Source organism: Flavobacterium sp. Leaf359, from assembly GCF_001423985.1.
Lineage (GTDB): Bacteria > Bacteroidota > Bacteroidia > Flavobacteriales > Flavobacteriaceae > Flavobacterium > Flavobacterium lindanitolerans.
The window spans coordinates 266,486-290,290 of the sequence record NZ_LMPW01000002.1; the positions used below are offsets into that span (position 1 = coordinate 266,486).

22 protein-coding genes are annotated in these 23,805 nt (G+C 37.8%); 6 read left to right on the forward strand and 16 right to left on the reverse strand.

Translation table 11 applies throughout. The annotated features are described in order from the left end of the window. Positions 1-84: 84 nt before the first annotated feature. From ASG38_RS03820 to ASG38_RS03835, 4 genes are all read right to left on the reverse strand, one after another. Positions 85-495, reverse strand: a complete 411-nt coding sequence (locus ASG38_RS03820) for a BrxA/BrxB family bacilliredoxin (protein ID WP_056067307.1) — start codon at positions 493-495, stop codon at positions 85-87. 100 nt (positions 496-595) lie between these two features. Next, positions 596-1,738: a lycopene cyclase family protein gene (locus tag ASG38_RS03825; protein WP_056067309.1), complete on the reverse strand. Its 1,143-nt coding sequence runs from the start codon at positions 1,736-1,738 to the stop codon at positions 596-598. A 21-nt stretch (positions 1,739-1,759) separates the two neighbouring features. After that, positions 1,760-2,218 carry a thioredoxin family protein gene (locus ASG38_RS03830; RefSeq protein ID WP_056067311.1) on the reverse strand — a complete coding sequence of 153 codons (459 nt, stop codon included), beginning with the start codon at positions 2,216-2,218 and terminating at the stop codon, positions 1,760-1,762. 2 nt (positions 2,219-2,220) lie between these two features. Beyond that, positions 2,221-4,482, reverse strand: a complete 2,262-nt coding sequence (locus ASG38_RS03835; protein WP_056067314.1) for a TonB-dependent receptor — start codon at positions 4,480-4,482, stop codon at positions 2,221-2,223. A gap of 88 nt (positions 4,483-4,570) precedes the next feature. Here ASG38_RS03835 and ASG38_RS03840 point away from each other — a divergent pair, with 88 nt between their 5' ends. Next, positions 4,571-6,442, forward strand: a complete 1,872-nt coding sequence (locus ASG38_RS03840) for an Nramp family divalent metal transporter (RefSeq protein ID WP_056067316.1) — start codon at positions 4,571-4,573, stop codon at positions 6,440-6,442. A 29-nt stretch (positions 6,443-6,471) separates the two neighbouring features. Next, positions 6,472-7,125, forward strand: coding sequence for a metal-dependent transcriptional regulator (locus ASG38_RS03845; protein WP_056067318.1), 654 nt, complete (start codon positions 6,472-6,474; stop codon positions 7,123-7,125). Here the strand turns inward: ASG38_RS03845 and ASG38_RS17335 are convergent. The 3 genes from ASG38_RS17335 to ASG38_RS03855 are packed head-to-tail and all read right to left on the reverse strand — an operon-like array spanning position 7,122 to position 9,772. Continuing rightward, the gene (locus tag ASG38_RS17335; RefSeq protein WP_082482145.1) at positions 7,122-7,247 is read right to left on the reverse strand and encodes a FeoB-associated Cys-rich membrane protein; all 126 of its coding nucleotides are present in this window, start codon (positions 7,245-7,247) and stop codon (positions 7,122-7,124) included. The two genes, ASG38_RS03845 and ASG38_RS17335, sit on opposite strands and share 4 nt — an antisense overlap. A 54-nt stretch (positions 7,248-7,301) precedes the next feature. Then, positions 7,302-9,539 carry a ferrous iron transport protein B gene (gene feoB, locus ASG38_RS03850; RefSeq protein ID WP_056067320.1) on the reverse strand — a complete coding sequence of 746 codons (2,238 nt, stop codon included), beginning with the start codon at positions 9,537-9,539 and terminating at the stop codon, positions 7,302-7,304. Continuing rightward, positions 9,536-9,772, reverse strand: a complete 237-nt coding sequence (locus tag ASG38_RS03855; protein ID WP_056067322.1) for a FeoA family protein — start codon at positions 9,770-9,772, stop codon at positions 9,536-9,538. Before ASG38_RS03855 ends, feoB begins: the two co-directional genes overlap by 4 nt. 226 nt (positions 9,773-9,998) lie before the next feature. On the opposite strand from ASG38_RS03855, the gene ASG38_RS03860 reads away from it, so the two are divergent. Beyond that, complete coding sequence (locus tag ASG38_RS03860) at positions 9,999-10,433, forward strand: YMGG-like glycine zipper-containing protein (protein ID WP_056067324.1); 435 nt, start codon at positions 9,999-10,001, stop codon at positions 10,431-10,433. A 42-nt stretch (positions 10,434-10,475) separates the two neighbouring features. On the opposite strand, the gene ASG38_RS03865 is transcribed toward ASG38_RS03860, so the two are convergent. Next, the gene (locus ASG38_RS03865) at positions 10,476-11,150 is read right to left on the reverse strand and encodes an SCO family protein (RefSeq protein ID WP_056067327.1); all 675 of its coding nucleotides are present in this window, start codon (positions 11,148-11,150) and stop codon (positions 10,476-10,478) included. Positions 11,151-11,271: 121 nt separating this feature from the next. Here ASG38_RS03865 and ASG38_RS03870 point away from each other — a divergent pair, with 121 nt between their 5' ends. Both ASG38_RS03870 and ASG38_RS03880 read left to right on the forward strand, forming a co-directional pair. Next, positions 11,272-13,329 carry a M13 family metallopeptidase gene (locus tag ASG38_RS03870; protein WP_056067329.1) on the forward strand — a complete coding sequence of 686 codons (2,058 nt, stop codon included), beginning with the start codon at positions 11,272-11,274 and terminating at the stop codon, positions 13,327-13,329. 357 nt (positions 13,330-13,686) lie between these two features. Then, positions 13,687-14,211, forward strand: a complete 525-nt coding sequence (locus ASG38_RS03880; RefSeq protein ID WP_157486019.1) for a hypothetical protein — start codon at positions 13,687-13,689, stop codon at positions 14,209-14,211. Positions 14,212-14,419: 208 nt separating this feature from the next. Here ASG38_RS03880 and ASG38_RS03885 read toward each other — a convergent pair whose 3' ends face one another. From ASG38_RS03885 to ASG38_RS03900, 4 genes are all read right to left on the reverse strand, one after another. Then, on the reverse strand, positions 14,420-15,235 hold the full coding sequence (locus ASG38_RS03885; RefSeq protein WP_056067334.1) for an NAD(P)H-binding protein: 816 nt from the start codon (positions 15,233-15,235) through the stop codon (positions 14,420-14,422). Continuing rightward, on the reverse strand, positions 15,222-17,609 hold the full coding sequence (locus tag ASG38_RS03890; RefSeq protein ID WP_056067336.1) for a M28 family peptidase: 2,388 nt from the start codon (positions 17,607-17,609) through the stop codon (positions 15,222-15,224). The genes ASG38_RS03885 and ASG38_RS03890 overlap by 14 nt, the downstream gene beginning before the upstream one ends. Positions 17,610-17,619: 10 nt before the next feature. Continuing rightward, the gene (locus tag ASG38_RS03895) at positions 17,620-17,985 is read right to left on the reverse strand and encodes a hypothetical protein (RefSeq protein WP_056067338.1); all 366 of its coding nucleotides are present in this window, start codon (positions 17,983-17,985) and stop codon (positions 17,620-17,622) included. A 122-nt stretch (positions 17,986-18,107) separates the two neighbouring features. Then, positions 18,108-19,634 (reverse strand): bifunctional GNAT family N-acetyltransferase/carbon-nitrogen hydrolase family protein, encoded by a 1,527-nt coding sequence (locus ASG38_RS03900; protein ID WP_056067340.1) that lies wholly within the window; start codon positions 19,632-19,634, stop codon positions 18,108-18,110. Between the two features lie 186 nt (positions 19,635-19,820). Between ASG38_RS03900 and ASG38_RS03905 the strand changes: the two genes are divergently transcribed. Beyond that, positions 19,821-20,153 (forward strand): single-stranded DNA-binding protein, encoded by a 333-nt coding sequence (locus ASG38_RS03905; protein ID WP_056067342.1) that lies wholly within the window; start codon positions 19,821-19,823, stop codon positions 20,151-20,153. 121 nt (positions 20,154-20,274) lie between these two features. Here the strand turns inward: ASG38_RS03905 and ASG38_RS03910 are convergent, their stop codons facing one another. The 4 genes from ASG38_RS03910 to ASG38_RS03925 all read right to left on the reverse strand — a co-directional run. Beyond that, complete coding sequence (locus ASG38_RS03910) at positions 20,275-21,177, reverse strand: histone deacetylase (RefSeq protein WP_056067343.1); 903 nt, start codon at positions 21,175-21,177, stop codon at positions 20,275-20,277. Between the two features lie 9 nt (positions 21,178-21,186). After that, positions 21,187-22,590: a hypothetical protein gene (locus tag ASG38_RS03915; RefSeq protein WP_056067345.1), complete on the reverse strand. Its 1,404-nt coding sequence runs from the start codon at positions 22,588-22,590 to the stop codon at positions 21,187-21,189. Positions 22,591-22,635: 45 nt separating this feature from the next. After that, the gene (locus tag ASG38_RS03920) at positions 22,636-23,265 is read right to left on the reverse strand and encodes a chloramphenicol acetyltransferase (RefSeq protein WP_056067347.1); all 630 of its coding nucleotides are present in this window, start codon (positions 23,263-23,265) and stop codon (positions 22,636-22,638) included. Positions 23,266-23,298: 33 nt separating this feature from the next. Then, the coding region (locus ASG38_RS03925) for an HAD hydrolase-like protein (protein ID WP_235498559.1) at positions 23,299-23,805 on the reverse strand (507 nt) is incomplete at its 5' end.

A 23,805-nucleotide genomic window follows, 5' to 3' on the forward strand; every position in this document is an offset into this window, starting at 1 on the left:
ATGTTTCGGGAATCCTTTTTAAAAACAAAACCCTTTCAGCGTTTTAAACGCTGAAAGGGTTGGTATAAAGATTAAAAAGATCTTTTAGCAGAATTCTGCGTAAGCATCTTTTAGGTTCTCAGCAATCATTTCTGCCGGGCGACCTTCAATATGGTGACGCTCCAACATGTGAACCAATTCACCATCTTTGAAAAGTGCCATACTAGGAGAAGAAGGAGGGAAAGGGAACATGAATCCACGTGCCGCATCTACAGCTTCCTTATCAACTCCTGCAAAAACAGTTACTAAATGGTCTGGTTTTTTGCTGCCATCCAAACTCATTTTTGCTCCCGGACGTGCGTTTCTTGCAGCGCATCCGCAAACTGAATTTACAACAACCAAAGTGGTGCCCGGTTTTGCAATTGCGTTTTCAACTGCACCGGCACTATATAATTCTTCAAAACCTGCGTCAGCCAATTCAGCACGCATTGGTTTTACCATTTCTTCTGGATACATAACTTTTGTTAGTTTAAAGTTTAAAAGCACAAAGTTACGAAGTTTTGGAGTGTTGTAAAAAAATAGAGTATAAAGATTTGTTATAGTTTCATAGTCGGGTTTATATGCCAATTCTTTTGCCTAATGCCTGAAGAAAAGGTGTTTTTGGGCATCTGGAAATTACGCGTATGTCTTCAACAAATGAAGTTTCTTCATCCAGAAATTTAAAAATAATGGCAGGATTTCCTTTTTGAAACATGGCGGAAAATATTTGGCTTCCGAGATAATTTTTTCTATCCAATATGTCTAATAACAACAAATCATAAAACCAAAACCTTGTTTTTTTATGGAATTTTCTGAAATCGTTTCCAGTTTCCAAAAAAGCCACCAATTCTTTTGATTTTTTTGTGGCATTTTTAAAAGTATAGCCGGTACTGGCTTTTGTCCAGCCTCCGGCACTTCCAATGTGTACAAGGTTTTTAGTGTTTTTTTTCCAAAAAGGATAACAAGTCATTGGAATTGCGCCCTGTTCTTTTTCAATCAATTCGTAATTTGTAATTCCTAATTTTTTGAAATAGTCCTGAATTTCGTTTTCATATTCATTTTCAGGAAGCAGTTCTTTCGAAAATAAAGTGTATTCTATCAAAGCTTCGGTTTTTGAAAATGGCAATACATACATAAATCGCGTATTTCCTTTTTGGGCTATTGAAAAATCCATGAAAGTGGCTTTTTCCGGATTGAAAACGGGTTCTTTAGCCTTGATTTTCCATCCAATAAAGTGCTGTTGCAAGTAGGGATATTTATTTTGCCCAATAATTTCCTGTGGATTTAAAACACTATTGAAAAGTTTATCACAGTAGAATTTTTCTGTTTCTGTTTCTGCCAAAACCCCGCCATTATCTTCTTTGAAATGAATTATCTTTTGCTGTAAGAATTCAATATTGTGTTCTTTTGAAATTGCTTCAAAGACATGTTGGTAAAAATCCATTCCCTGTATCATCTTGTACTGATAAGGACTTAGATTTAAATCACGCGTGAAATTTGCATCCGAAAAAATGGCCGTATTCCATTTTCTATAGACAAGGTGTTCGTAATCTCCATCTGGTTTTTCCCAAAAACACCAGGTGCGGTCATTGTTTTTTTTGGAATCGGCATCCAAAAGAAGGATTTTCTTTTCTTTGAATTTCCCGGAAAGTATCATCTGGTAGACGGTCATCAATGCGGACAGTCCCGCCCCGGCAAAAATGTAGTCGTACTTTTTCATATTCCAAAAATAGCGAATATTTTATCGGATCTTACGCAACATCTGCAACAGGTCTTTTGCATTTATGTAAGATTGGAGCTGTGCGGCTATAGAATAATCGGAATTTAGGATAACAATTGACGGATAGGCCGTGTTTCCATTTTTTTCTGCCAATGCCGTAGCCAATTCATGAACGCCGGAATTATTTCCCTTTGGCCTGAATTTAAAAACAGTCCCGTTAAAAAAGATGTCTTTTTTATCTTCCGCATCAAAAGAAATAAAATAAAAGTTTTGGTTCAGGGCTGTTATAAGTTCTTTGTTTTTAAGAGTCGTGTTTTCCATCATCTTGCAGAATTTGCACCAATCCGTATGTATAAAAATGACATAAGGTTTGGAAGTGGCAGCGGCTAATTTTTCTGCTTCTTCAAAAGTGTGCGTTTTGAGTTGGGCAAAAGTTGGAACTGCCGTTACCAATGCTAGTATAAGAAACCACTTTTTCATAATTATTTCAAAGTATATCGCACTCCAAAAAAGCTTCGGATACCTTGATTCGGACCATAAACATAACTTGGGTCAAAAGTCAACGCATATGGATTGTCTGGCGTTGGCAGGACATTTCCCTGCGGGTCATATTGCACATTCTTATCAAAAGGGTCGTTAGCTCTTGCAATAATAAAAGGATTTCCCTTGTTTGGCGTCCAGTTTAATAGGTTCTTGATGCCCATATAAATTTCGACATCTTTTATTTTATTGTAAGTGAACTGGATGTTCTGTATGCTCCACGTTGGCGAGTATTCTTTTCTCGGGTCGAGTTCTCCAAGCAATGGCAAACGCATTGGGCCGTAGACATTTCCCGTATAGTCAATGTCGAGAAACAATTTTGGAATGCGATATGAAATAGCCCAGGTTCCCGAAAACTTTTCAGTCAGAATCTGTCTTGTCTTGATGTCGTTTTCGGTTTTGGAAACATCCATATACGTAGCTCCCAAAATAAATTTCAGTCCGTTTTGGAAAACAATGTCTAAGTTAGCACTAACTCCTGTTGTCACGGCATGACCATCCAGATTTTTGTATATGATTTTATTTGGGTCTGTATCATAATCAGGCAGGATGGAATTTGTGAAATACGTATACCAGGCTGCCGTTTCCAGGCCAATATAGGTTCCGTTTTCTGTATAGATTTTCTTCAGGTAATTGATATTGGCATTATACGATTTCTCCGGTTTTAGCTCTTCTGCAATAACAACTTCCCTGGAACCGGTTAAGGCGGCATGTTCTTCGGTGAACAGGTTTACGACACGGAATCCGGTTCCGGAATTCAGGCGGATAATATCATTATCGGTCGCTTTGAATTTATAAGCAAAACGGGGTGTGAAAATAGAACCGTGGTCACTGTTATAGTCGTATCGTGCACCAAGAAGTATGCTGTGTTTATCGTTGAATTTTATTTCATCTTGAGCAAAAATGCTCGGAATCAAGGTTTTGTCGGCAGTGGAAGTAGCCGGAGTATTATCGTTGTAAAACTGATAGCGGATAGCGGTTCCAAAAAGCAGGTCATGGTTGGAAATTTTCTTGTCCCAGGTTAGCTGTCCGAAACCAATACGTTGTTGGGCCATATAGGGCGTATTTCCATATACAGAATTCTGGTCATGGTCTGTATACGAAAACGAAAACAGCATTTTCTCTTCAATAGGCAGTTCATAGGCTCCTAATAGTTCATATCTTTTAGTATAAATGCTTTCACCATAGACTTCGTCTCCGCCACGGTATTTTTTCTCCCATTGCATTTCGCCACCCCAACGGTCTTCATAAAAATAACGGCCGGCCAGTGAAAACAATTTGTTGCTTTTTCTGCCCAGATTCCATTTTTGAAAGACAGAAATACGATGCTGTAGTGTAACGTCTGTGAAATTATCATGATTGTTGTCTATCGGATTACTGTAATTGAAATAATTGACTCCTAATAAAACGGAAGAGTTTTTGCCTATGTTTCCTTTGAATCCGGCATCCAGGTTGACTTCGCCCCATGAATTGCTGAAACCGTCTATTGAAAACCGTGGAGCATTGGACGGATTTTTGGTGATAATATTGATTAAGCCTCCAACCGCCTCGCTTCCGTATAAGGAAGATGCCGGGCCTTTTACGATTTCAATCCGTTCCAGCAGCGAATTTGGGATTCCGGACAATCCGTAAACGGTAGACAGTCCGCTAACGATTGGCATTCCGTCAATTAACACCAATGTATAAGGCCCTTCCAATCCGTTAATGTGGATATCGCCCGTGTTGCAGATATTGCAGTTGAGTTGTGGACGGACTCCGTTCACGTTCTGCATTGCTTCAAAAATATTGGCAGTTGGATTTTTCTTGAAATAAGAGGGTTTGTATACTTCAACGGGAACGGGACTTTCCAAACGGCTGACAGGTTTTAAAGTGCCGCTTACAACTACTTCTTCCAAAGAATTTTTATCGTTTTCCAATTCTGCATCCCATTCCAGGGTTTCATTTTTTTTAATGGTTATGGCTTTTCTCTGTGTTTTGCTACCTACATAAGCTACCTGAATCTTATAATTTCCGGCAGGAATATTATCGATTTTATAATTACCTAAGCTGTCTGATGATGTGCTATAATTAGTTCCTAAGATTTTGATATCAGCATCGGTAACTGCAATCCCTTCGGAAGTTATTTTTCCGGAAATAGTACCTTTCTCCTGTGCATAAAAGTTTTGGAAAGAAAAGATTAGAAATAGTAGGGCTATATTTTTCATTAAGCAGCAATTAATTTTTAGACAAAACTAAAAATTATATTTTACTAAGCAAATAAAATAATTATATTTGTATCAATAATTGTTTTGTATGAGTAAATCATTGGAAGAAGTACACGGGTCAGTGGCTACCCAAAATAAAAAATCGGCATTTAGAAAAGTGCTGGCTTTTTTGGGACCGGCCTATCTGATTAGCGTTGGATATATGGACCCGGGGAACTGGGCAACTGATATAGCGGGAGGAAGCCAGTTTGGCTATACGCTTTTATGGGTACTTCTGATGAGTAATATTATGGCATTGCTTTTGCAAAGTTTGAGCGCCCGACTTGGAATTGTGACACAGCGTGATCTGGCACAGGCATCGCGGGAAACCTATTCGCCTTTCATTAACTATATTCTTTATTTTTTAGCAGAGATTGCCATTGCGGCCTGTGACCTTGCAGAAGTATTGGGTATGGCGATCGGGATTAACCTTTTGTTTGATATTCCTTTGATTGAAGGTGTCTTGATTACGGTTCTCGATACTTTTCTTTTGCTGTTTCTTATTAATAAAGGTATCCGGAAAATGGAAGCTTTTATCATTGCCTTGGTAGCTATAATAGGATTTTCTTTTGTGTTTGAAATGGTATTTGCAGAACCGGAACTTGATAAGGTTGTATTGGGACTGATTCCATCCATTCCTAATGAAGCAGCATTGTATATAGCCATTGGTATTATTGGTGCAACTGTAATGCCACATAATTTATACTTACATTCTTCTCTGGTGCAGACAAGAAAGTTTGACAGGACTGATAAGGGCATCAAACAGGCCTTAAAATACAATCTGATTGATTCTACCATAGCACTGAATCTGGCTTTTCTGGTCAATGCGGCTATTTTGATTCTGGCTGCGGCAACCTTCTACCGCAACGGGATGTTTCATGTGGCAGAGATTCAGGATGCACACCAGTTTCTGCAACCACTTTTAGGAACAAAATGGGCACCGATACTTTTTGCAGTTGCCTTAATCGCTGCCGGACAAAGCTCAACAATTACAGGAACATTGGCCGGGCAGATAGTTATGGAAGGTTATCTCAACTTAAGAATACAGCCGTGGGTTCGCCGAATAATTACGCGATTGATTGCCATTGTGCCTGCTGTTATTGTCATCATGATTTATGGTGAGCAGGTTACGGGAAAACTGCTGATTTTCAGTCAGGTGATTTTGAGCCTCCAATTAGGATTTGCCATTATTCCGTTAATCCATTTTGTAAGCGACAAACGAAAGATGAAAGGTTTCCATATTGGCAGGATTACCCAAATAGCTGCCTGGATTATCGCATCAACCATTGTGTCGCTCAATGCAAAACTGGTTTATGATGAAATTACCGGATGGATTGAAAATGCAGAGAATCCTTTAGTGCTTTGGTTGACAGTTGTTCCTTTGGCAATAGCATTTTTGGTACTGCTTTTATATATTGTTTTCAAACCGTTTATTGCCAGGTCAAAAGCGAAAAATTACAACCATTCACCACACAACCTTACGCTTAAGTTTTCAGAAAAGGCAACGTATACGAAAAAGAATATTGCTATTTCTGTTGATTTTTCGGAAGCAGATGAGGTTGCCATAAACAGTGCTTTTGAATTGGGAGGAATAGAAGCAAATTATACATTGATTCACATAGTAGAAACTGTTGGTGCCATGATGTATGGCGAAAACATACAGGACCATGAAACCACAATTGATGAAAAATTGCTGAACGAATATAAGGAAATGCTTGTTCAAAAAGGGTTCAGGGTTGAAACCCAATTAGGGTTTGGAAAACCAGGTAAAGTGATTCCGGCTATAGTAAATACTGGAAGTTTTGATATTTTGGTGATGGGAACCCATGGGCATACCGGTTTCAAGGATTTGCTTTTTGGAACTACGGTTAATAAATTGCGCCATCAAATATCGATACCGTTATTTATTGTCAAGAAGTAGGTTTACCTTTACACTCAAAATATTTTGCAATGACTTTTTCAGAAGAGAATTACCTAAAAACAATCTATCACCTAACAACAGCTTCAGATGCTGAAGTCAGTACGAATGCCATTGCTGAAAAAATGGAAACGAAAGCATCGTCTGTTACGGATATGTTGAAAAAGCTTGCGGAAAAAGGCCTGATTAATTATAAAAAATATCAGGGAGTTTCATTAACACAAGATGGAAAGCTGGCTGCAAAAATGATTGTGAGAAAACACCGCCTTTGGGAAGTTTTTCTAGTAGAAAAGCTTGGTTTTTCATGGGATGAGGTGCATGATATTGCCGAACAGTTAGAACATATCAAATCAGAAAAACTCATCAATAAGCTCGACGATTTTTTAGACAATCCTACAGAAGACCCCCATGGTGACCCTATACCGGACAGGGAAGGAAGAATTATAAAAATCGAAAAGCAATTGCTTTCGGAATTATCAGAAAACCAGTCCGGGATTTGTGTTGGTGTAAAGGACACTTCTTCAGAATTTTTGAAATACCTCGACAAGCAGGAAATTGCTTTGGGTTCAAAAATCGAGTTTCTGTCCAGAGAAAGTTTTGATTTGTCCTTGAGAATAAAAGTGAATGGAAAAGAGCTTACGATTTCCAATAAAATTGCAAGCAACCTTTTTGTCAAACTGCTTTAGTGGCATCCGCAATCGTCATTGCCGCAATTTCCTGCCTTTTTCTTTTTCCAAAAGAATTTCTTGACAAGAAAAGCAAAAGCTCCTGCTACAAGTAGGTATGCTATGATTTCCTGAATATTCATGTCTCAAAGTTAAAAATTAAATTCTTCGGCTTATGCCAAGAAAATGATAAACCTTTATTTCAAAATCTGATAAACAATTAATGAAACTCCGTAGGCAAATGAGCTCATAAAAACCAGCTGAATGACAGGCCATTTCCAGGAGTTGGTTTCTTTCTTCGTAATTGCCAGCGTACTGATACACTGCATCGCAAAAGCATAAAAAAGTAACAGCGATATTCCCGTAGCAAAATTGAAAATCTTATCGCCTGTAACCGGATTGATTTCAGCTTCCATTCGACTTTTTATGGTTGCTTCTTCTTCGCTGTCTACGCTGTAAATAGAAGCCAGCGTACCAATAAATACTTCTCTTGCCGCAAAGGAAGTAATAACCGCGATACCAATTTTCCAGTCATAACCTAATGGTTTGATGACAGGTTCTATGCCTTTTCCTAAAACTCCTATAAATGATTTTTCGAGCTTAAAACTGGAAATTTCCTGATTTTCTACTTTTTCAAAAAGTTCTATTTTTTTGGCAGCTATAGAATCAGCGATGTCCTGACTGTTAATCTTGTAAACGTTTTTGGCAACGCTGTCCTGCAATGCTGTATAATGCTCTGAAAGTGTATTGTCGATGTAATTTTGGTTGAATCGTGTTAAACCTTGCTTTTGTATTCTTTCTTTGACAATAGTTTCTGCATTAGCGTATTCGTGAGACATACCGTGCGAACCCAGGAACCAAAGGATTATCGAAATGGCAAGGATGATTTTCCCTGCTCCAACCACAAAAGATTTTGTTTTTTCGATTACGTTAATGGCCACATTTTTAAACAAAGGCAGTCTGTAATTGGGCATCTCAATAACGAAATACGACTTGGATTTTATTTTTAATATTTTGTTTAGGATATAGGCGGCAAAAATAGCCATGGAAAAACCTAAAAGATACAATGCCATTAAAGTCAGCCCCTGTAGGTTTAAAAAACCAAGGATTCTTTTTTCGGGAATAATCAGGGCAATCAGAATGGCATAAACAGGCAGTCTTGCTGAACAGGTTGTGAAAGGAGTAATCAGGATGGTAATTAATCGCTCTTTCCAGTTTTCGATATTTCTCGATGCCATGATAGCCGGAATAGCACAAGCGGTTCCCGAAATCAATGGAACAACACTTTTTCCGCTAAGTCCAAATCTTCTCATGATTTTATCCATAAGGAAAACCACACGGCTCATATAACCGCTTTCTTCCAATACAGAAATAAAAAGAAACAGAAAGGCAATTTGCGGTATGAAAATTACTACTCCGCCAATTCCCGGTATGATTCCCTCAGAAATAAGGTCGGTTAGTAAACCAGGTGGAAGGTGTTCTTTTGAAAAGCTAGCCAGTTTAGCAAAAGTTTCATCGATAAAATCCATCGGAATACTTGACCATGAAAATACCGATTGGAAAATCAGCATCAGAATGGCAAAAAAGATGACATATCCAAAAACTTTGTGCATCAGGATTCTATCCAGTTTTGCTCTCACTCCTTTTGCTTTGGATGAATCAACCTTATATCCGACTTTAAGAACATCATTGATAAACTGGTATCTTTTGATGGTTTCTTTTTGCTGCATTTTTTTCAGCTCAGAATTGGATTTTGCAAAAGATTTTTCAGCAATCTCATTCCGTTCCAGTTCTCCAAAGTTCACGTCCTGTGTAATGACGAGCCATAATTTATAAAGCAGTTCTTTCGGGAAAGCATGGCGGAGCCTGTTAAAATAATCAACATCAATGCTTGATGCATTCAGGCAAGGCTCTGTTGATAAGGTTTTATAATCGGCTATAAGCTGTTTGAGATTGTCAATACCAATGTTTTTGCGAGAGCTTATAAGAGCTATTTTGGTTTTTAACTGCTCTTCAAGATAAGGAATATCCAGGCTGATGCCTTTATAATCCATTCTGTCTGACATGTTGATAGCCAGGATTGTCGGGATTTCCAAATCCTTAATCTGTGTAAAAAGAAGCAGGTTTCGTTTAAGATTTTCAACTTCGGTAACTACAACCGCAACATCCGGATAATTAGGGTCGTTTTTGTTGAGCAATAGTTCAATTACCACATTCTCATCAATAGAACTGGCGTTTAAACTATAGGTTCCGGGCAAGTCAAGAATGGTGGCTTTCAGATTTTCGGCCAGCTTGCTGTAACCGATTTTCTTTTCAACGGTTATTCCCGGATAATTACCAACCTGTTGCTTCAATCCTGTAAGCTGATTAAAGACAGAAGTTTTCCCGGTATTAGGATTGCCTATAAGGGCTACTTTAAGATTTTTATGACTCATAGAGCTTCATTCACGACTTCAACAGTTATAGCAAGGGCAGTTTCTTTGCGAATGGCAACATGACTGTCATTGACATCAATATATAACGGGTCGCCAAGAGGTGCAATCTGCAATAGCTCAACAAAATTGCCGGGAAGACATCCCATTTCAAGCAATTTTAAAGGAATCGTATCGATATTAACGTCGAGTATCTGTGCCTTCTGACCGATTTTGAGCTGTGCTAAAGTTTTCAAGCCTTATTTAGATTCAATTTAGATTGCAAAAATAGGAATTATTATTGAAGTAAGGCGTTTAAATAAAAAATAGAGGTTAAATCCTAGCGTTTTCAATGGTTTTTTATGTTTGATGATTCTCTATAAAGAAAATACCGCATTTAAGTTTTATAAAATTATAGTGCAATCCTATAAAATTACTCAGTTTTATAAGCTTACTTTTATACCATAATCAAAAATAAAAGTCATGAAAAAGCTAATTTATGCCGCATTTATAGTGATTGTTTTCTCTGCATGTAAAGACACGGCCAGTGAAAATGCAATGCTGGAGCAACAGCGTGAGATAGATTCTATGAAAGTGGTGATGAAAGAACAGGAAGAAGCATTGGCCAAACAAAGAACAATTGATTCCATGAATGCCGTTGTAGCTGCAGCCGAAGCAAAAGCTGCTCGGGCTTCAGCAAATAAAGCTGCTCCGGTAACCGCTGAGCAGAAGAAAAAAGGATGGAGCAATACGGCAAAAGGTGCTGTGATTGGAGCCGGAGCCGGAGCCATTACAGGAGCTGCCGTTTCAAAGAAAAAAGGTGAAGGTGCTATTATTGGTGGTTTGGCCGGAGCAGCAGTAGGTGCCGGAACGGGAGCCATTATTGACGATAGCAAAAAGAAGAAAGAAAAACAATAAACCCGGAACAAACGAAAAAGAGAGGCTAATGCCTCTCTTTTTTTATTCTGATTTTTCATTACTCAAATAATTAATGTCTTCCAGTAGTCTTTTGACTTCTTCAAGTTTGGTGCCGTCATAAAATCCGCGGATTCTTCTTTTTGTATCTACCAACACAAAATTTTCGGTATGTACCATATCATATAACTCGCTGGAATCTGAAGTTTTCACGGCGAGATATGATTTTCTGGCAATATAATAAATGTCTTTTTTATCGCCCGTAACCAGATTCCATTTGCTGTCAATTACTCCTTTTTTAACGGCATAAGCTTTTAAAACTTCCGGCGTGTCAATGTCTGGCATTACGGTATGGGAAAGCAGCATCACTTTAGGATTGTCCTTAATCTGTTCCTGAAGCCATGCCATATTTTCACCCATTGGTACGCAGATTGATGGGCAGGTCGTAAAGAAAAAGTCGGCTACATAGATTTTTCCTTCATAGTCTTTCTGGGTTATTGTTTTTCCGTTTTGGTTGGTAAACGAAAAATCATCAATGGTATGGTATTTTTTCACATACTGTACCGTGGTGTCTACCATTTCAGGATTGACATCGGCAGGATTGTATATCTTAAGCGTCTTTTTTGGCTTTAGTGCAAAATAGAAGAGTGTGATGATGGTCGCGGATAGCAGGAAAAGGACTAGAAAGAAAATTCTATATTTTTTAAAAAAGGTAAGCATGCAGAAGAAATTTTTGCAAAATTACAAAAGAAAGCGTCATGCAGATTTTATTTTAACAGTTATATAAGTTGATGCAACTGGTTTACTTTTTAAATTTGTGACAACACAAACAGAGTTTTATATGAAAATAATTTCGAATAAGGGTATGCTGTCCGTAACGGCCATGATTTTGACCGCAATTTCGGCGAATGCCCAGGAAAAATCACCACATCCTGGTATTGAAATCCAATATATGGATTTGTCAGTAAGACCCAATGACGACTTCTTTAAATTTGTTAACGGAAAATGGGTTAAGGAAACCGAGATTCCTGCTGACAGGACTCGTTGGGGAAGTTTTGACGAACTTCGCCAGAGAACAGATGAAGATGCGTTAGCTATCCTCAAGAAAGCGGTCTCGGATAAAAAGCTGGACCCTAAATCAGACCAGGCCAAGGCTGTAAATCTTTACAAGTCTATTATGGATACGGTAACAAGGAACAAACAGGGAATTGCTCCTCTAAAACCGTATCTGGCAAAAATCAATGCGGTTAAAAATGTAAAAGACCTTCAAGCCCTGATGATTGATATGGAGCCGGTAGGCGGAGTTGGATTTACAGGAGCCGGAGTAGGTACTGATGCTAAAAACAGTAACAGAAATGTGGTAACCGTTGGTTTAGGAAGTTTAGGTCTTCCGGACAGGGATTATTATGTTTCTGATGAAGCCGATTCAAAAGAAAAAAGAGAAAAATACGAACAGCACGTTGCCAGAATGTTGCAATATCTTGGCGAAAAACCAGATGAAGCGAAGAAAAATGCGGCGAAAATTGTAGCATTGGAAATTGCTATGGCCAAGCCGAGATTGGATAGAGTGGAACGAAGAGACAGAAGGAAAACCTACAACCCGATGGCTATTGCCGATTTACAGAAACTGACTCCTTCTATTAACTGGAATACCTATTTGACTGGAATCGGACTTCCAAAATTGGATTCAGTTATCGTATCTCAGCCAAAATACATGACTGCATTGGAAGAAATCTTCAAGCAAAACAAAGTTGAGGATTGGAAAGAATATATGAAATGGACGTTGCTTAACAAATCTGCCGGAACACTTTCAACAGAAATTGAAACGGCAAACTGGGAATTCTATGGCAAAACCCTGACAGGAGCTGTGAAGCAAAGACCTCGCGACGAGAGAGCATTGCAGACAGTAAACGGAATGATTGGTGAAGCTTTAGGAAAACTATATGTTGCTGAAAAATTCCCGCCAGAAGCAAAAGCGAAGGCAGAAATGATGATTAAAAACATCTTCCTGGCTTTTGAAAACAGAATCAACAGATTGCCTTGGATGACAAAAGCTACAAAAGCAAGTGCCATTGAAAAGCTGCACAAGTCAAGAATCAAAATTGGATATCCTGACAAATGGAAAGATTATTCTGCATTGACAATCGTTGCTCCTGAAAAAGGAGGAACTTATTTTGAAAACATTAAAAATGCAGCCCGTTGGAATTATAAGGAAGATATCGAAAAATTAAACAAACCGGTTGATAAAGATGAATGGTTTATGTCGCCTCAGACTGTAAACGCCTATTACAACCCTTCGTATAATGAGATCGTTTTCCCGGCAGCTATCCTGCAGCCGCCATTCTATGATTACAAAGCGGATGAAGCTGTTAATTATGGAGGAATCGGAGCGGTTATAGGACATGAGATTTCACACGGATTTGACGATTCAGGGTCCCGATATAATGCCGATGGAAATTTGGTAAACTGGTGGTCTGACGACGATTTGAAGCAGTTTACAGGATTGGGTGGTGCTTTGGCAGACCAATACAGTGCTTTGCAGCCACTACCTGGAATTTATGTTGACGGTAAATTTACTTTAGGTGAAAACATCGGAGATTTAGGTGGTGTGAATGCAGCTTATGATGGCTTGCAATTGTATTTAAAAGAGAACGGACGTCCGGGATTGATTGACGGATATACTCCTGAACAGCGTTTCTTTATTTCATGGGCGACCATCTGGAGAACCAAAGCCCGTGATGAAGCTATTAAGAATCAGGTAAAAACAGATCCGCATTCACCGGGAATGTACAGGGCTTATGTGCCACTTCAAAATGTGGACGCATTCTATGAAGCATTCAAAATCAAAAAAGGAGACGGAATGTATGTAGAACCGGAAAAGAGAGTTAAAATCTGGTAAAAAATAAAAAATCCCAAGTGTGAGCTTGGGATTTTTTATTTATCAAAAACTACTCTTTCTCAAAAACCTCTTACTAAAAGTTAAGCTCTACTTTTTAATACTATGTGATGCACACTACACAAAATAATGGATTTTATTTTGAGAGTTAAATTCTACTAATTTGTGTAGTGGATGTTATGTTTTTAAGTGTTAGTTTTATCTAAAATTCAAATCCTAAATAAGGTTCTTTTGGCTGCTTCTTTTGTAATTCTTATTAAGAATGACGGGAAAATAAAACTTTCCAAATACATATGTGTGCCATTAGTAACTTGAAAACCCTTAAAAAATAGAAATTCAATTTTTAAAAATTTAATAATCATGAAAAAAGCGTTGTTTTTGTTTTTAAGCAGTGTCATGTTTTTGTCTTGTGATGATGAGAATGGGCAAATAAATCAATTAAAGGATGATTTTAGTGTTTTAGGAAAAAGGATGTCTTCTGATATAGTAGTGGCATTTGAAAAAGATGTAAAAGACAGTAATATTGATTTAGAAATAAAGAATTGGGAAAAAGCATTAAACAAGCAAGACTTTGACAAAGTAAAAACATATCAAAATTCTATAGTTGGAATTTTAAATTCATTCTACGAAAAGTACAAAAAAGAGAGTGTAGAAGATTACGTAAAATTACTTCATGAGATTGAAGCAAAGGTGTTAGGAACTCACGATAAAGACCCATGCACAAGAAATAAAAATGGTACTATTTATTTGGATGCCTGTACTTTTTGGCAAAAAGTAAGTTTCTTTATAAGTTTTTCATGTTCAGGGCTCCCGGTAGACACAAAGTCCCAACAAGAATCATATATGAATTGCTTACAGTCTACAGTTTGTAAAAAATGTAAATAAAATAAGCGCCATGATAACAAAAAAAAAGATAGGGTATATAGTTTTGGTCTTGCTGATAGTTTACTTAGCCTTTGCAATACCTAATGCAATTAAAAAGTATGATGCTACTCGTTTGCCCCCTGACGAGTTTTTTAAAAAATACAAATAGTGTCAGGTCATTTACATTAACTTGTAAGTATATAGAAAAGGGATTTAAACTTATTTTAAATTAAAAATTCCTGTCCATTACTTCAAAATTATAATTCAAAATGGCTTCTAGCTTATTGCTAATTATAATCTTCCCAACTGATTTTTTTTCAACATTGAATTTCGGTACTTCCAAACCAAGGCTTTCCGCTTTTTGAGTATAATATTCTTTTCGCCCCGGATGGATGGGTGCTGCAGCATTAAATGTTTCGTTCCAAATATCTTTTTTAATAATCTTTTCAATAATCCCGATGCAATCTTGTTGATGAATAAGATTGACAGGTCCGTCAGGATTTTCAATGTTTTCTCTGCCTGAGAGAAATTTTACAGGATGGCGGTCTTCACCTATTAATCCTCCAAAACGCAAAACGGTAGTACTGAATTTAGGATTATTCAGTAAGAGGTTTTCAGATTCAAAAAGCTGCCTGCCACTTTCGGTATCCGGATTTGGAGTATTTTCTTCTGTGATAACGGGAGTATTTTCAGTATCAGCATATACCGATGTTGAACTTATAAACAGTACTTTTTTAATGGAAGATTTTTCTATTTCCAAAACCAGATTCTGCATTTTTTTTACAAAATTTTCATTTGTATCGCCTTTTAGTTTTGGCGGTATATCAATAATCAGAATTTCAGAACCATTCAAAAAATCATTTAGGTTTCCCTGAATTCCTTCAGAACTTACAGCAATTAAAAAAGGCTTTATTCCGGAATTTTCCAGAATACTAAGCTTGTTTTCGGAAGTTGTCGAGCCGTTTACTGAAAATCCTTTCTCTAGTAAAGCTTTAGCCAAAGGCAATCCGAGCCATCCGCAACCTAAGATACTAATTTGCTGCATTGGCATTGATTTCCAGAGTTGTTGGCTGTTGCTGTAGACTGTCTAATAGCTGTTCAGGAATGATTTCCTTTCTGAAATTAGGTTTTATCTTTTGCTTTATGACTACTGCATCATTTAGTACGAAAGGTGTTGGCATCATCCAGTTTTCACGCTTTGCAATACTGAACATTTTGTTGCTCATCAGGTCGAAAGAAGATTCCATCAAATCCATATCAAGCACCGCTTTTGAAGCAATACTGAACTGCAATTCCAAAGGCTCATTATCTGTTACATAATAGCTCAAAAGTTTTCTTCCTTTTCTCTTAAAAGCAGAACCTTTCTGGTTGATATGTTTTACCCCATTGGCTCTCAGGTTATGGAAAGTAAGGTTTTCATGCGCAAAAATATCATAGCGGTTTACCTTCCGGTTAGGACTGATTTTAATTTTAAGGTGCCTTTGGGTTCCAATTACCGTATCACGCAGGAATTGGATAGTAGGTTCTTCCAGTTCTTTGGCAGGAGCAGAATTCGAATAGGTAAATTTGGAATTGTATTTACTAAACAGGTTATAAGGTTCCAAATGTTTGGCATCAGAAGGTTTTTCACTAAGATATCCTTTGGTCCAGCTATCAAGGTTTTGGTCGTAGGTCACCCATAATGCTTTTCCGGTATCACCGTCGTAAACATACAGGAGGCTGTTTGGTTTTGCTTTTCCGGGTTCATAGCCAGACTCAAGGTGTGCTTTTATAAAAAAGCCAGTTGCAATCAAAAGCATAGCCGTGGCCCAGATACCTTTTTTTGAATAATAGCCAAAAACAGGAAGCAGAAGCGTAAATACCAAAACGGTTAATACTGCACTTCCGGCCAATAGTTTTAGTCCTAATCCGATTGGAAATGTAGTAATGAACGGGATAAAAATTATAAAAGCCGGAATACTGAGGATAAGGTTCAGTATCCAGCTTTTTTTCTGTGTAATTACATAATAAGCCAGCATGATAAGTGCACAAAAAACAGGAATTATAAAGAATCCTGCCCCGGGAAGATAAATCGCCAGTGCAATATTTATCAGAAGCCACAGGAACAAAGGTGCTATGGCAAAGTTCATCGCCTGGTTTTCGAAATAGTATTTTTTATAGAAAGCAAAACTGATGGCCAAACTGATAAAGACAAAAAAGCCTATGTAATAGTGGCCGTTATAGGTGAATCCGTGTAAAATGTCTTTGTATTGAGGATAAAATTCATTCAGGACTTTCCATCCCAGGAAAGCAGCAGCACCCGAAACCAGAAGAGAAGCAAAGAACGGGGCAAAACCACGTCCGATTTCTTTAATGGATAAGGCTCTTTTGCCTATGCCGATAAAAACAATGAAAATGAAAAGCACTCCCGCAATAGTAACAAGTATATAGTTCCATGAAAATGGATAGCTTACAAAGTAAAAAGGAGTGTTGAAATAAACATAATCTTCGCCATCGTTGAGGGTACTCAGATTGGTATTGGAGAAATATTTAAGTAAAGGAACGATATAGGTGCCCTGATGGGCTAAAGTAGTAGGACTCAGATGTTGTATGTCATCCTGTTGCGTGTGATAATTGAAATGGTCGTCAATAAAAGCAAAATTAAATCCCTGTATTTTTCCTTCTTCCCTGAAAACCGTCAGGTCTGTGTCGTTGGGAAGCATTTTGTAAATGCTGTACATCAGAGAGTTCGAAACAGGAAAACCCGGATTGGCTTTTGTGAATTCTTTCACCATGGCCGCATTTCCTTTGTTGGTTTCCATCAGCATATAAGACGGTCCGGCACTTCCTCTTGCTTCGAGATTCAGGACAAGCCCGACATCTTTGGCCCAGGGATGCTCCGTAACAAAAAGAGCAGCTCCATTCAGTCCCAGTTCCTCCGCATCAGAAAACAAAATGATAATGTCGTTTTTGTTGGCCGTTTTGTTCGCAAGAAATGCCCTTACACTTTCCAGTATGGTAGCAATTCCGGAAGCATCGTCAGCAGCACCCAGAGAAGATGAATGTGGAGCGCTGTCGTAATGCGACAAAAGCATCAGTGCTTTGGAATTGTTAGAACCCTTTATCCGGGCAAGAATATTTTTTGATTTTGCCAGATTTCCCCATTCTGTCAACGTATATCCTTCTTGTGTTGTCGTTTCTAATCCGAGTTTTTGAAGTTCTTTTTCGAGAAGGGAAGCAACGGCTTTATGATTTTCTGAACCTACATAATGTGGAGATTTTGCTATAGAGGAGACTTGTTCAAGAGCTCTTTTGGTAGAAAATTCCGTCAGTGGGACTTCTTCTTCGGCAATGTTTTGGGGCATCATTGCAAAGAAAATCCCATAGATAATTCCTGCGACAAGTAAAGCAGAAATAAGGGAACTATATCTTTTTTTCATTCCGTTGAGATTATTTAGGTGGTGTTAAATATTCTTTCTTTACTATTATAAAGGAATCATCCTTTACAGGTAAATAGGCCTGGTCATACAGGAAATAGTAGGTATTTCCGTTTTCTGTTGGCAGCGTACTGGTATAAAACTCAAAGTCAAAACCTTTAGTGAGCAATCTTGACCTGGAAACCTGTATTTTGCCATCAGAATTTATCCCCGATAAAATTCTGTAATTTTTGCGTAACTTGTTGTTAATGTTCCGCATTAAATTATTTGAATCTTTATTTATTTTGTTATTATAAGCGTTCCTGCATCCATCACCGCAGAATTTTTTGTCTTCCCGACCCATAATCCTCTCCTTACATTCTAAACATGATTTTGGCATATATTGTTCTTTTTTGGTGTAAATATTAATTAAATGGCATAAAAGCTTATAACTTTTATGGTTAAAACTTTTTACGAAAGCTAACTACATCTTTTTCTTACACAAACATCAGAAATTTTTTTCTATTTCAGCTTTTTAATTTTATATAAATCATCGCGCCTGTCTTTTAATATTCTGACACTTCCCTGTTCATGTAGTTTTTTCAACAAGTCAAGGTCGACATCGGCAATGAGTGTCATTTCTGTATTGGGAGTAGCTTCTGCCTTGATTCCGTTAGAAGGAAAGGCAAAATCAGAAGGAGTGAAGACGGCTGCCTGTGCATATTGGATGTCCATGTTGTTTACCTTCGGAAGATTGCCTACACATCCGGCTATGGCCACATAACATTCATTTTCGATAGCTCTGGCCTGGGCGCAAAATTTTACGCGGGTATAAGCGTTTTGTGTATCGGTAAGAAAAGGAACAAAAAGAATTTCCATTCCTTCATCTGCCATTAATCGTGATAACTCAGGAAATTCTACATCATAACAAATCATGATGCCGATTTTACCACAGTCTGTATCAAAAGTCCTGATTTCAGACCCACCTTTCATTCCCCAATATTGAACTTCGTTAGGAGTGATATGTATTTTGGTATACATTTCATAAGTTCCGTCCCTTTTGCATAAGAATCCTACATTATAAAGATTTCCATCTTCTGTGTAAGGCATGCTGCCGGTAATGATATTTATGTTGTATGAAATGGCAAATTCCTGGAATTTCTTGCGAATCGGTTCACAGAAATGGGAAATTTCCCTGATGGCATCGGCTTCAGAAAGATGGTTATAATCAGCCATCAAAGGAGCAATGAACAGCTCAGGAAACAACACAAAATCACTACTGTAGCCCGAAACGACATCGATGAAAAATTCCGACTGTTCAAAAAGGGCTTCCAGATTGGCAAGAGGGCGCATCTGCCATTGTACGAGTCCGAGCCTGATGACACTTTTTTTGACATTAATAAGCTTAGGGCTTTTTTCGTAATAGATATTGTTCCATTCCAGCAGTACGGCATACTCCTGAGAACTGATATCGCCTTCAAGATAGTTTTTCATGATTTTCAATACGTGGAAATCATTGCTTAACTGAAACGAAAGTACCGGGTCATACAATTCACTCAGCCTTACCTTGTCAATATATTCTTTCGGGGTCATTTCTTCCGAATATTGAGAATATTTTGGAATCCTTCCGGCAAATATTATCGATTTCAGGTTTAAGGTTTCGCACAATTCTTTTCGGGCATCATAGAGTCTCCTTCCTAACCGTAGTCCACGGTATTCAGGGTCGATAAAGACATCAATACCATACAATACTTCTCCATCCGGGTCATGTGTGGAGAAAGAAAAATTTCCCGTGATTTTTTGGTATGTATGGTTGGAACTGGCTTTTTTGTAATTCACGAGAATGGAAAGAGCAGAGCCAACCACCTTGTCATCAACGAGAATGACGAGTTGTCCTTCCGGAAAAACCGAAAGCAATTTTTCTATTTCTTTTTCTTCCCAGTAGGGTTCGTCAAATTCATCATAAGCATGCAACATGGAAGTCTTGAGCTGCTTATAATCTTCTATCTGTAAGTTTCGTAATTCGACTTTATTAATTTCTGCCTGCATAAAAAAAAATCATTTTCCGAAAGTTACGGCATTTTTTTCGGTTTACAAGCGGTTACAAACGTTTACAATCGAAAGTAAACGAATACTTACCGAATAAATTAAACAAAACGTTACATATTTGTGATATTAGTTAAACATACGGTTTGATTTAATTTTGAAATAATTTAAACTTTAAAACGAAACGCCATGAACACATTAAGAAACAGAGTACAGCTTATAGGGCATACCGGAAAGGACCCGGACATCAAGAATTTTGACGGTGGGAAAAAACTGGCTTCCGTTACTATTGCTACCAATGAAGTTTATACTAATGACAAAGGTGAAAAAGTTACAGATACGCAATGGCATTCTGTAGCGGCATGGGGAAAAACAGCCGAAATTATGGAAAAGTATGTCACAAAAGGTGACCAGATAGCCATTGAGGGTAAGTTAGTCCATAGAAGTTATGATGACAAAAACGGTGAAAAAAAATACATCTCGGAAATTGTGGTTAATGAGATTATATTGTTGGGTAAATAATTCTTTTGAAATTTTTTAAGATGTCGCAAATGTCCAGTTAAATTGTACCATAAAGCAGAAACATTTAAGCGCCATCCAGATTAATTCCCCTCCAAACCATCTCAATGTTGAGATGGTTTTTTTATGAAAAGATATTCTTAGCTATTCGATAGGTATTTGTATGCGCTTCAATAATAGTTTTTATTTCCGGTGAATAGCCTCCGCCCATACTGCATTGGACAGGAATTTCAAACTTGCGGCAAAGAGACAATACGATTTCATCTCTTTTTTTGCATCCGTTTATTGAACAGCCCAATTTTCCGAGTTTATCAGAATCCAGTATGTCTACTCCGCTAAGATAAAAGATAAAATCTGGTTTTTCACGGTCGATTAATTTGGGAACCGTATCGTTTATAATCTTAAGATATTCCTCATCTCCGGTTTTATCCGGTAGTGCAATATCAAGGTCAGAGGTTTCCTTTTTGAACGGATAATTCGATTTTCCATGGACAGAAAAAGTAAAAACATTAGAATTGTTCTGAAATATCTCCGCTGTTCCGTTGCCCTGATGGACATCCAAATCAATGATAAGAATTTTTGATGCTAGTTTTTTGTCAAGAAGGTATTGTGCGCCAATGGCCTGGTCGTTCAACAGGCAAAAGGCCTCGCCACGATTCGAGTAGGCATGGTGAGTGCCTCCTGCTATGTTAAAGGCTATGCCGTATTGCAATGCCTTTTCACAGCCCAGTATTGTGCCTTGCGCAATGCGGAGTTCGCGTTCAACCAATTCGGCAGAAAGCGGAAACCCTATTTTACGTGCGGCTCTTGCGTCTAAAGTCAGATTAACCAGCTCGTCAACATATGCTTTATCATGAACTGCCAGGATGTGTTGCAGGTCTGGGATTCCCGGTTTGAAAAAATCGCTTTCGGAAACAATTCCCTCATGGAGCAATTGTTGCGGAAGCAGTTCGTACTTCAACATCGGAAAACGATGTCCTTCCGGCAGAGGATGTTTGTATATGGGATGAAAAGCTATGGGAAGCATCAACAGGGATTACTCATTAAAATCTTCAAATTTCCGCATTGCATATTCTTTCTTTTTAGAATCATAATACCCCATGATAAAATAATCCTTATATGGGAAAACGGAAACAAGAGAAACATTGTTTTCGTGCAGGAATTGCGATATGTAATCTACAGCCAATCCTTGCTGCGGGCCTTTTTTATGTTCAAATTTATCATCAAAAAGACTTTCAAAATAATTAGTTTGCATATTTTGGCTGTCAAATATATCCTCTGGAACATAATAGCTTCCGGAAATAGCCATCGCTACACCTGCTGTTATTCCCAGTAAGATTCCGCCACCAGAACTTACGTCTCTTATACCGCCAGCAGTCACCATCAAGGAAGCAGGAGTTTTATATACGGTAATTCCTAAAGAGGAATTGCTTAATTTATTGAAGAATTTTTTAGTGTTTTTTAATTCCTGTCCTCTTTGGTTTCCGGTTTGGGAATAGAGAGGAGAATTTCTAAACGAAATGGAATCTTTGGAACCGGCAGTATATCTTTTAAGCTCTTCTCCGGTTGCTATATCAACAGCAGCTATTGCCAATTCTTCTTCATTGGCCCTGATTTGGTATAATTTATTGTCGTGGAAATAAGAGTTGGACTGGCCGCCACTTCCCTTTAATGTGAGTGCTGGAATTGTTTTTTCATTTATAGCAAAAGTAGTAAGGTCAATGTCAAATAGCTGTGTCCTGCCGGATGAATCAAAAGTAAGCATCATGTGTCTCCCTGTAATATAAAATTTTATTTTGGGAACACTTTGGAAAAGTGGATTTGAAGAACGGGTGTCGATTTTCTCAATCCCATTCTCTTTGATTAGACTGGAAAAAGTCGACGATTTTCCTTTTTCGTCCATGAATTTGTAAGAAGAAAAATCAATGATTTTTTCATCTAACTGCCCTTTATTAAAGCAGTAAAATTTCAGCTTATCTTCTTTTTGGGGCAACGACAGGATGTAGAATGAATTGTTTTCGCTAAAGACGGAAATGATACTTTCATTTTTTAGAGAAAGCTGGTGGGAAGCTGTTACTGATGCCCTGTTGTTGAAATCAAAATAGTGTGACTGGATTTTTGTATAATCATCAGAAGACCAATACAGGTAAGGATTTCCGTTATCTTCAAAACTAAATCCTACCATAGCGGTGTAGTTTTTATCAGGACGGTTTACAGATAGACTGTCTTTGAAAAACAAGGCATTGTTGTATTTCAATACTTTTAATTTTTCTTTATCTGAGGCAAATACAAAAACCTGATTTTGGTCATTGACGGCATTAACTATCTGATGATAGCTTGTTGCCTTTTTTAGTTCCAAAGGATGTGAGGCAAGCAATGTCTGGCCGAAAGAAAGATTGACGCAGCAAAGAGTAAAAAGCGAAAGGAATATTTTTTTCATAAGCTGTTGTTTTTTAGTTTCTTTCTGCTCAAAAATAATACCAGTTTAAGAATCCATTAATTCCTGGAATTTATTGAAAAATTCCCCGACATGCAACCCGTCCATTAATCCGTGGTGAACGTGGACGGAAATGGCCATGGTTCTTTTCCCATTGTCTTGCACAACCATCTTTCCGATAGAAATTTTAGGACAGCTATCCGGAAATGAAAAACTACGGGCATGTGACAGTGAAGTGAAATCTACCCAGGGAATAGCAGAAAAATGAATCAGGTTGTCTACTTCGAAGTTTCTTGTAAACAGACCCGGCGTATTCCTGACTCTTTCGATTTCTTCTTTGGCTTTAGCTTCAAAAACCTCATAATCTGGAAAAAATTCGACCAATGAAAAACCGAACGTATTGTCATCTCTAGTTAAAGTAGGTGAAGCATCAATTTTGTCATAGCGGTATACTTCTCCTTCCGAAATTCTGTAATGGAAATTCTCAACGGCATTAACCGCTGCCAATGTTTTGTGCAAGTAGTATAAAAAGAAAGAAGTGCCTTTTTTCTTGGCGGTTTCATATGCTTGGGTGCAGTCTATAGTGGCAGTTATACCAAAAAAAGGTTCCTCGAATTTGCTAAAGAATTCAAAGTGTTCTTTTCTTGGCCAGTTGTTTAGGTCTAATTTGGTTTTCATTATGTTTTCAGCACAGGTGCTGTTGTATTTTAATTATAGCAAAATAGGCAGAACCTCGGTAATCTTGTCTAAAGCCTTGAAATTTTTGTGTTCTACTTTATGGTCTATTTTTTCATGTGCCCAGGTCGTATGGAAAGGGATATGTACGGCATGGCCTCCTATTCCCAATACAGGTAATACGTCTGATTTTAAGGAATTCCCAATCATGAAAAATTCCTGGGGTTTTATTTCCAATCGGTTCAGCAGGTCGTGATAATCTTTTTCCTGTTTGTCTGACATAACTTCAATATGGTGGAAATAATGTCCCAGTCCTGAATTATGCAATTTACGACGTTGGTCAAGCAAATCACCTTTTGTGGCAACAACCAGTTTGTATTTTCCGTGCAGGGCTTCCAATGTTTCTTCAACTCCATCAAGCAGTTCTATAGGTTTTTGAAGCAATTCTTTGCCGTATTCAATGATTTTTTCAATGACATCAACGCTAATGGTCTTGTTTGAAATTTTCATGGCAGCTTCAATCATGGAAAGGATATATCCTTT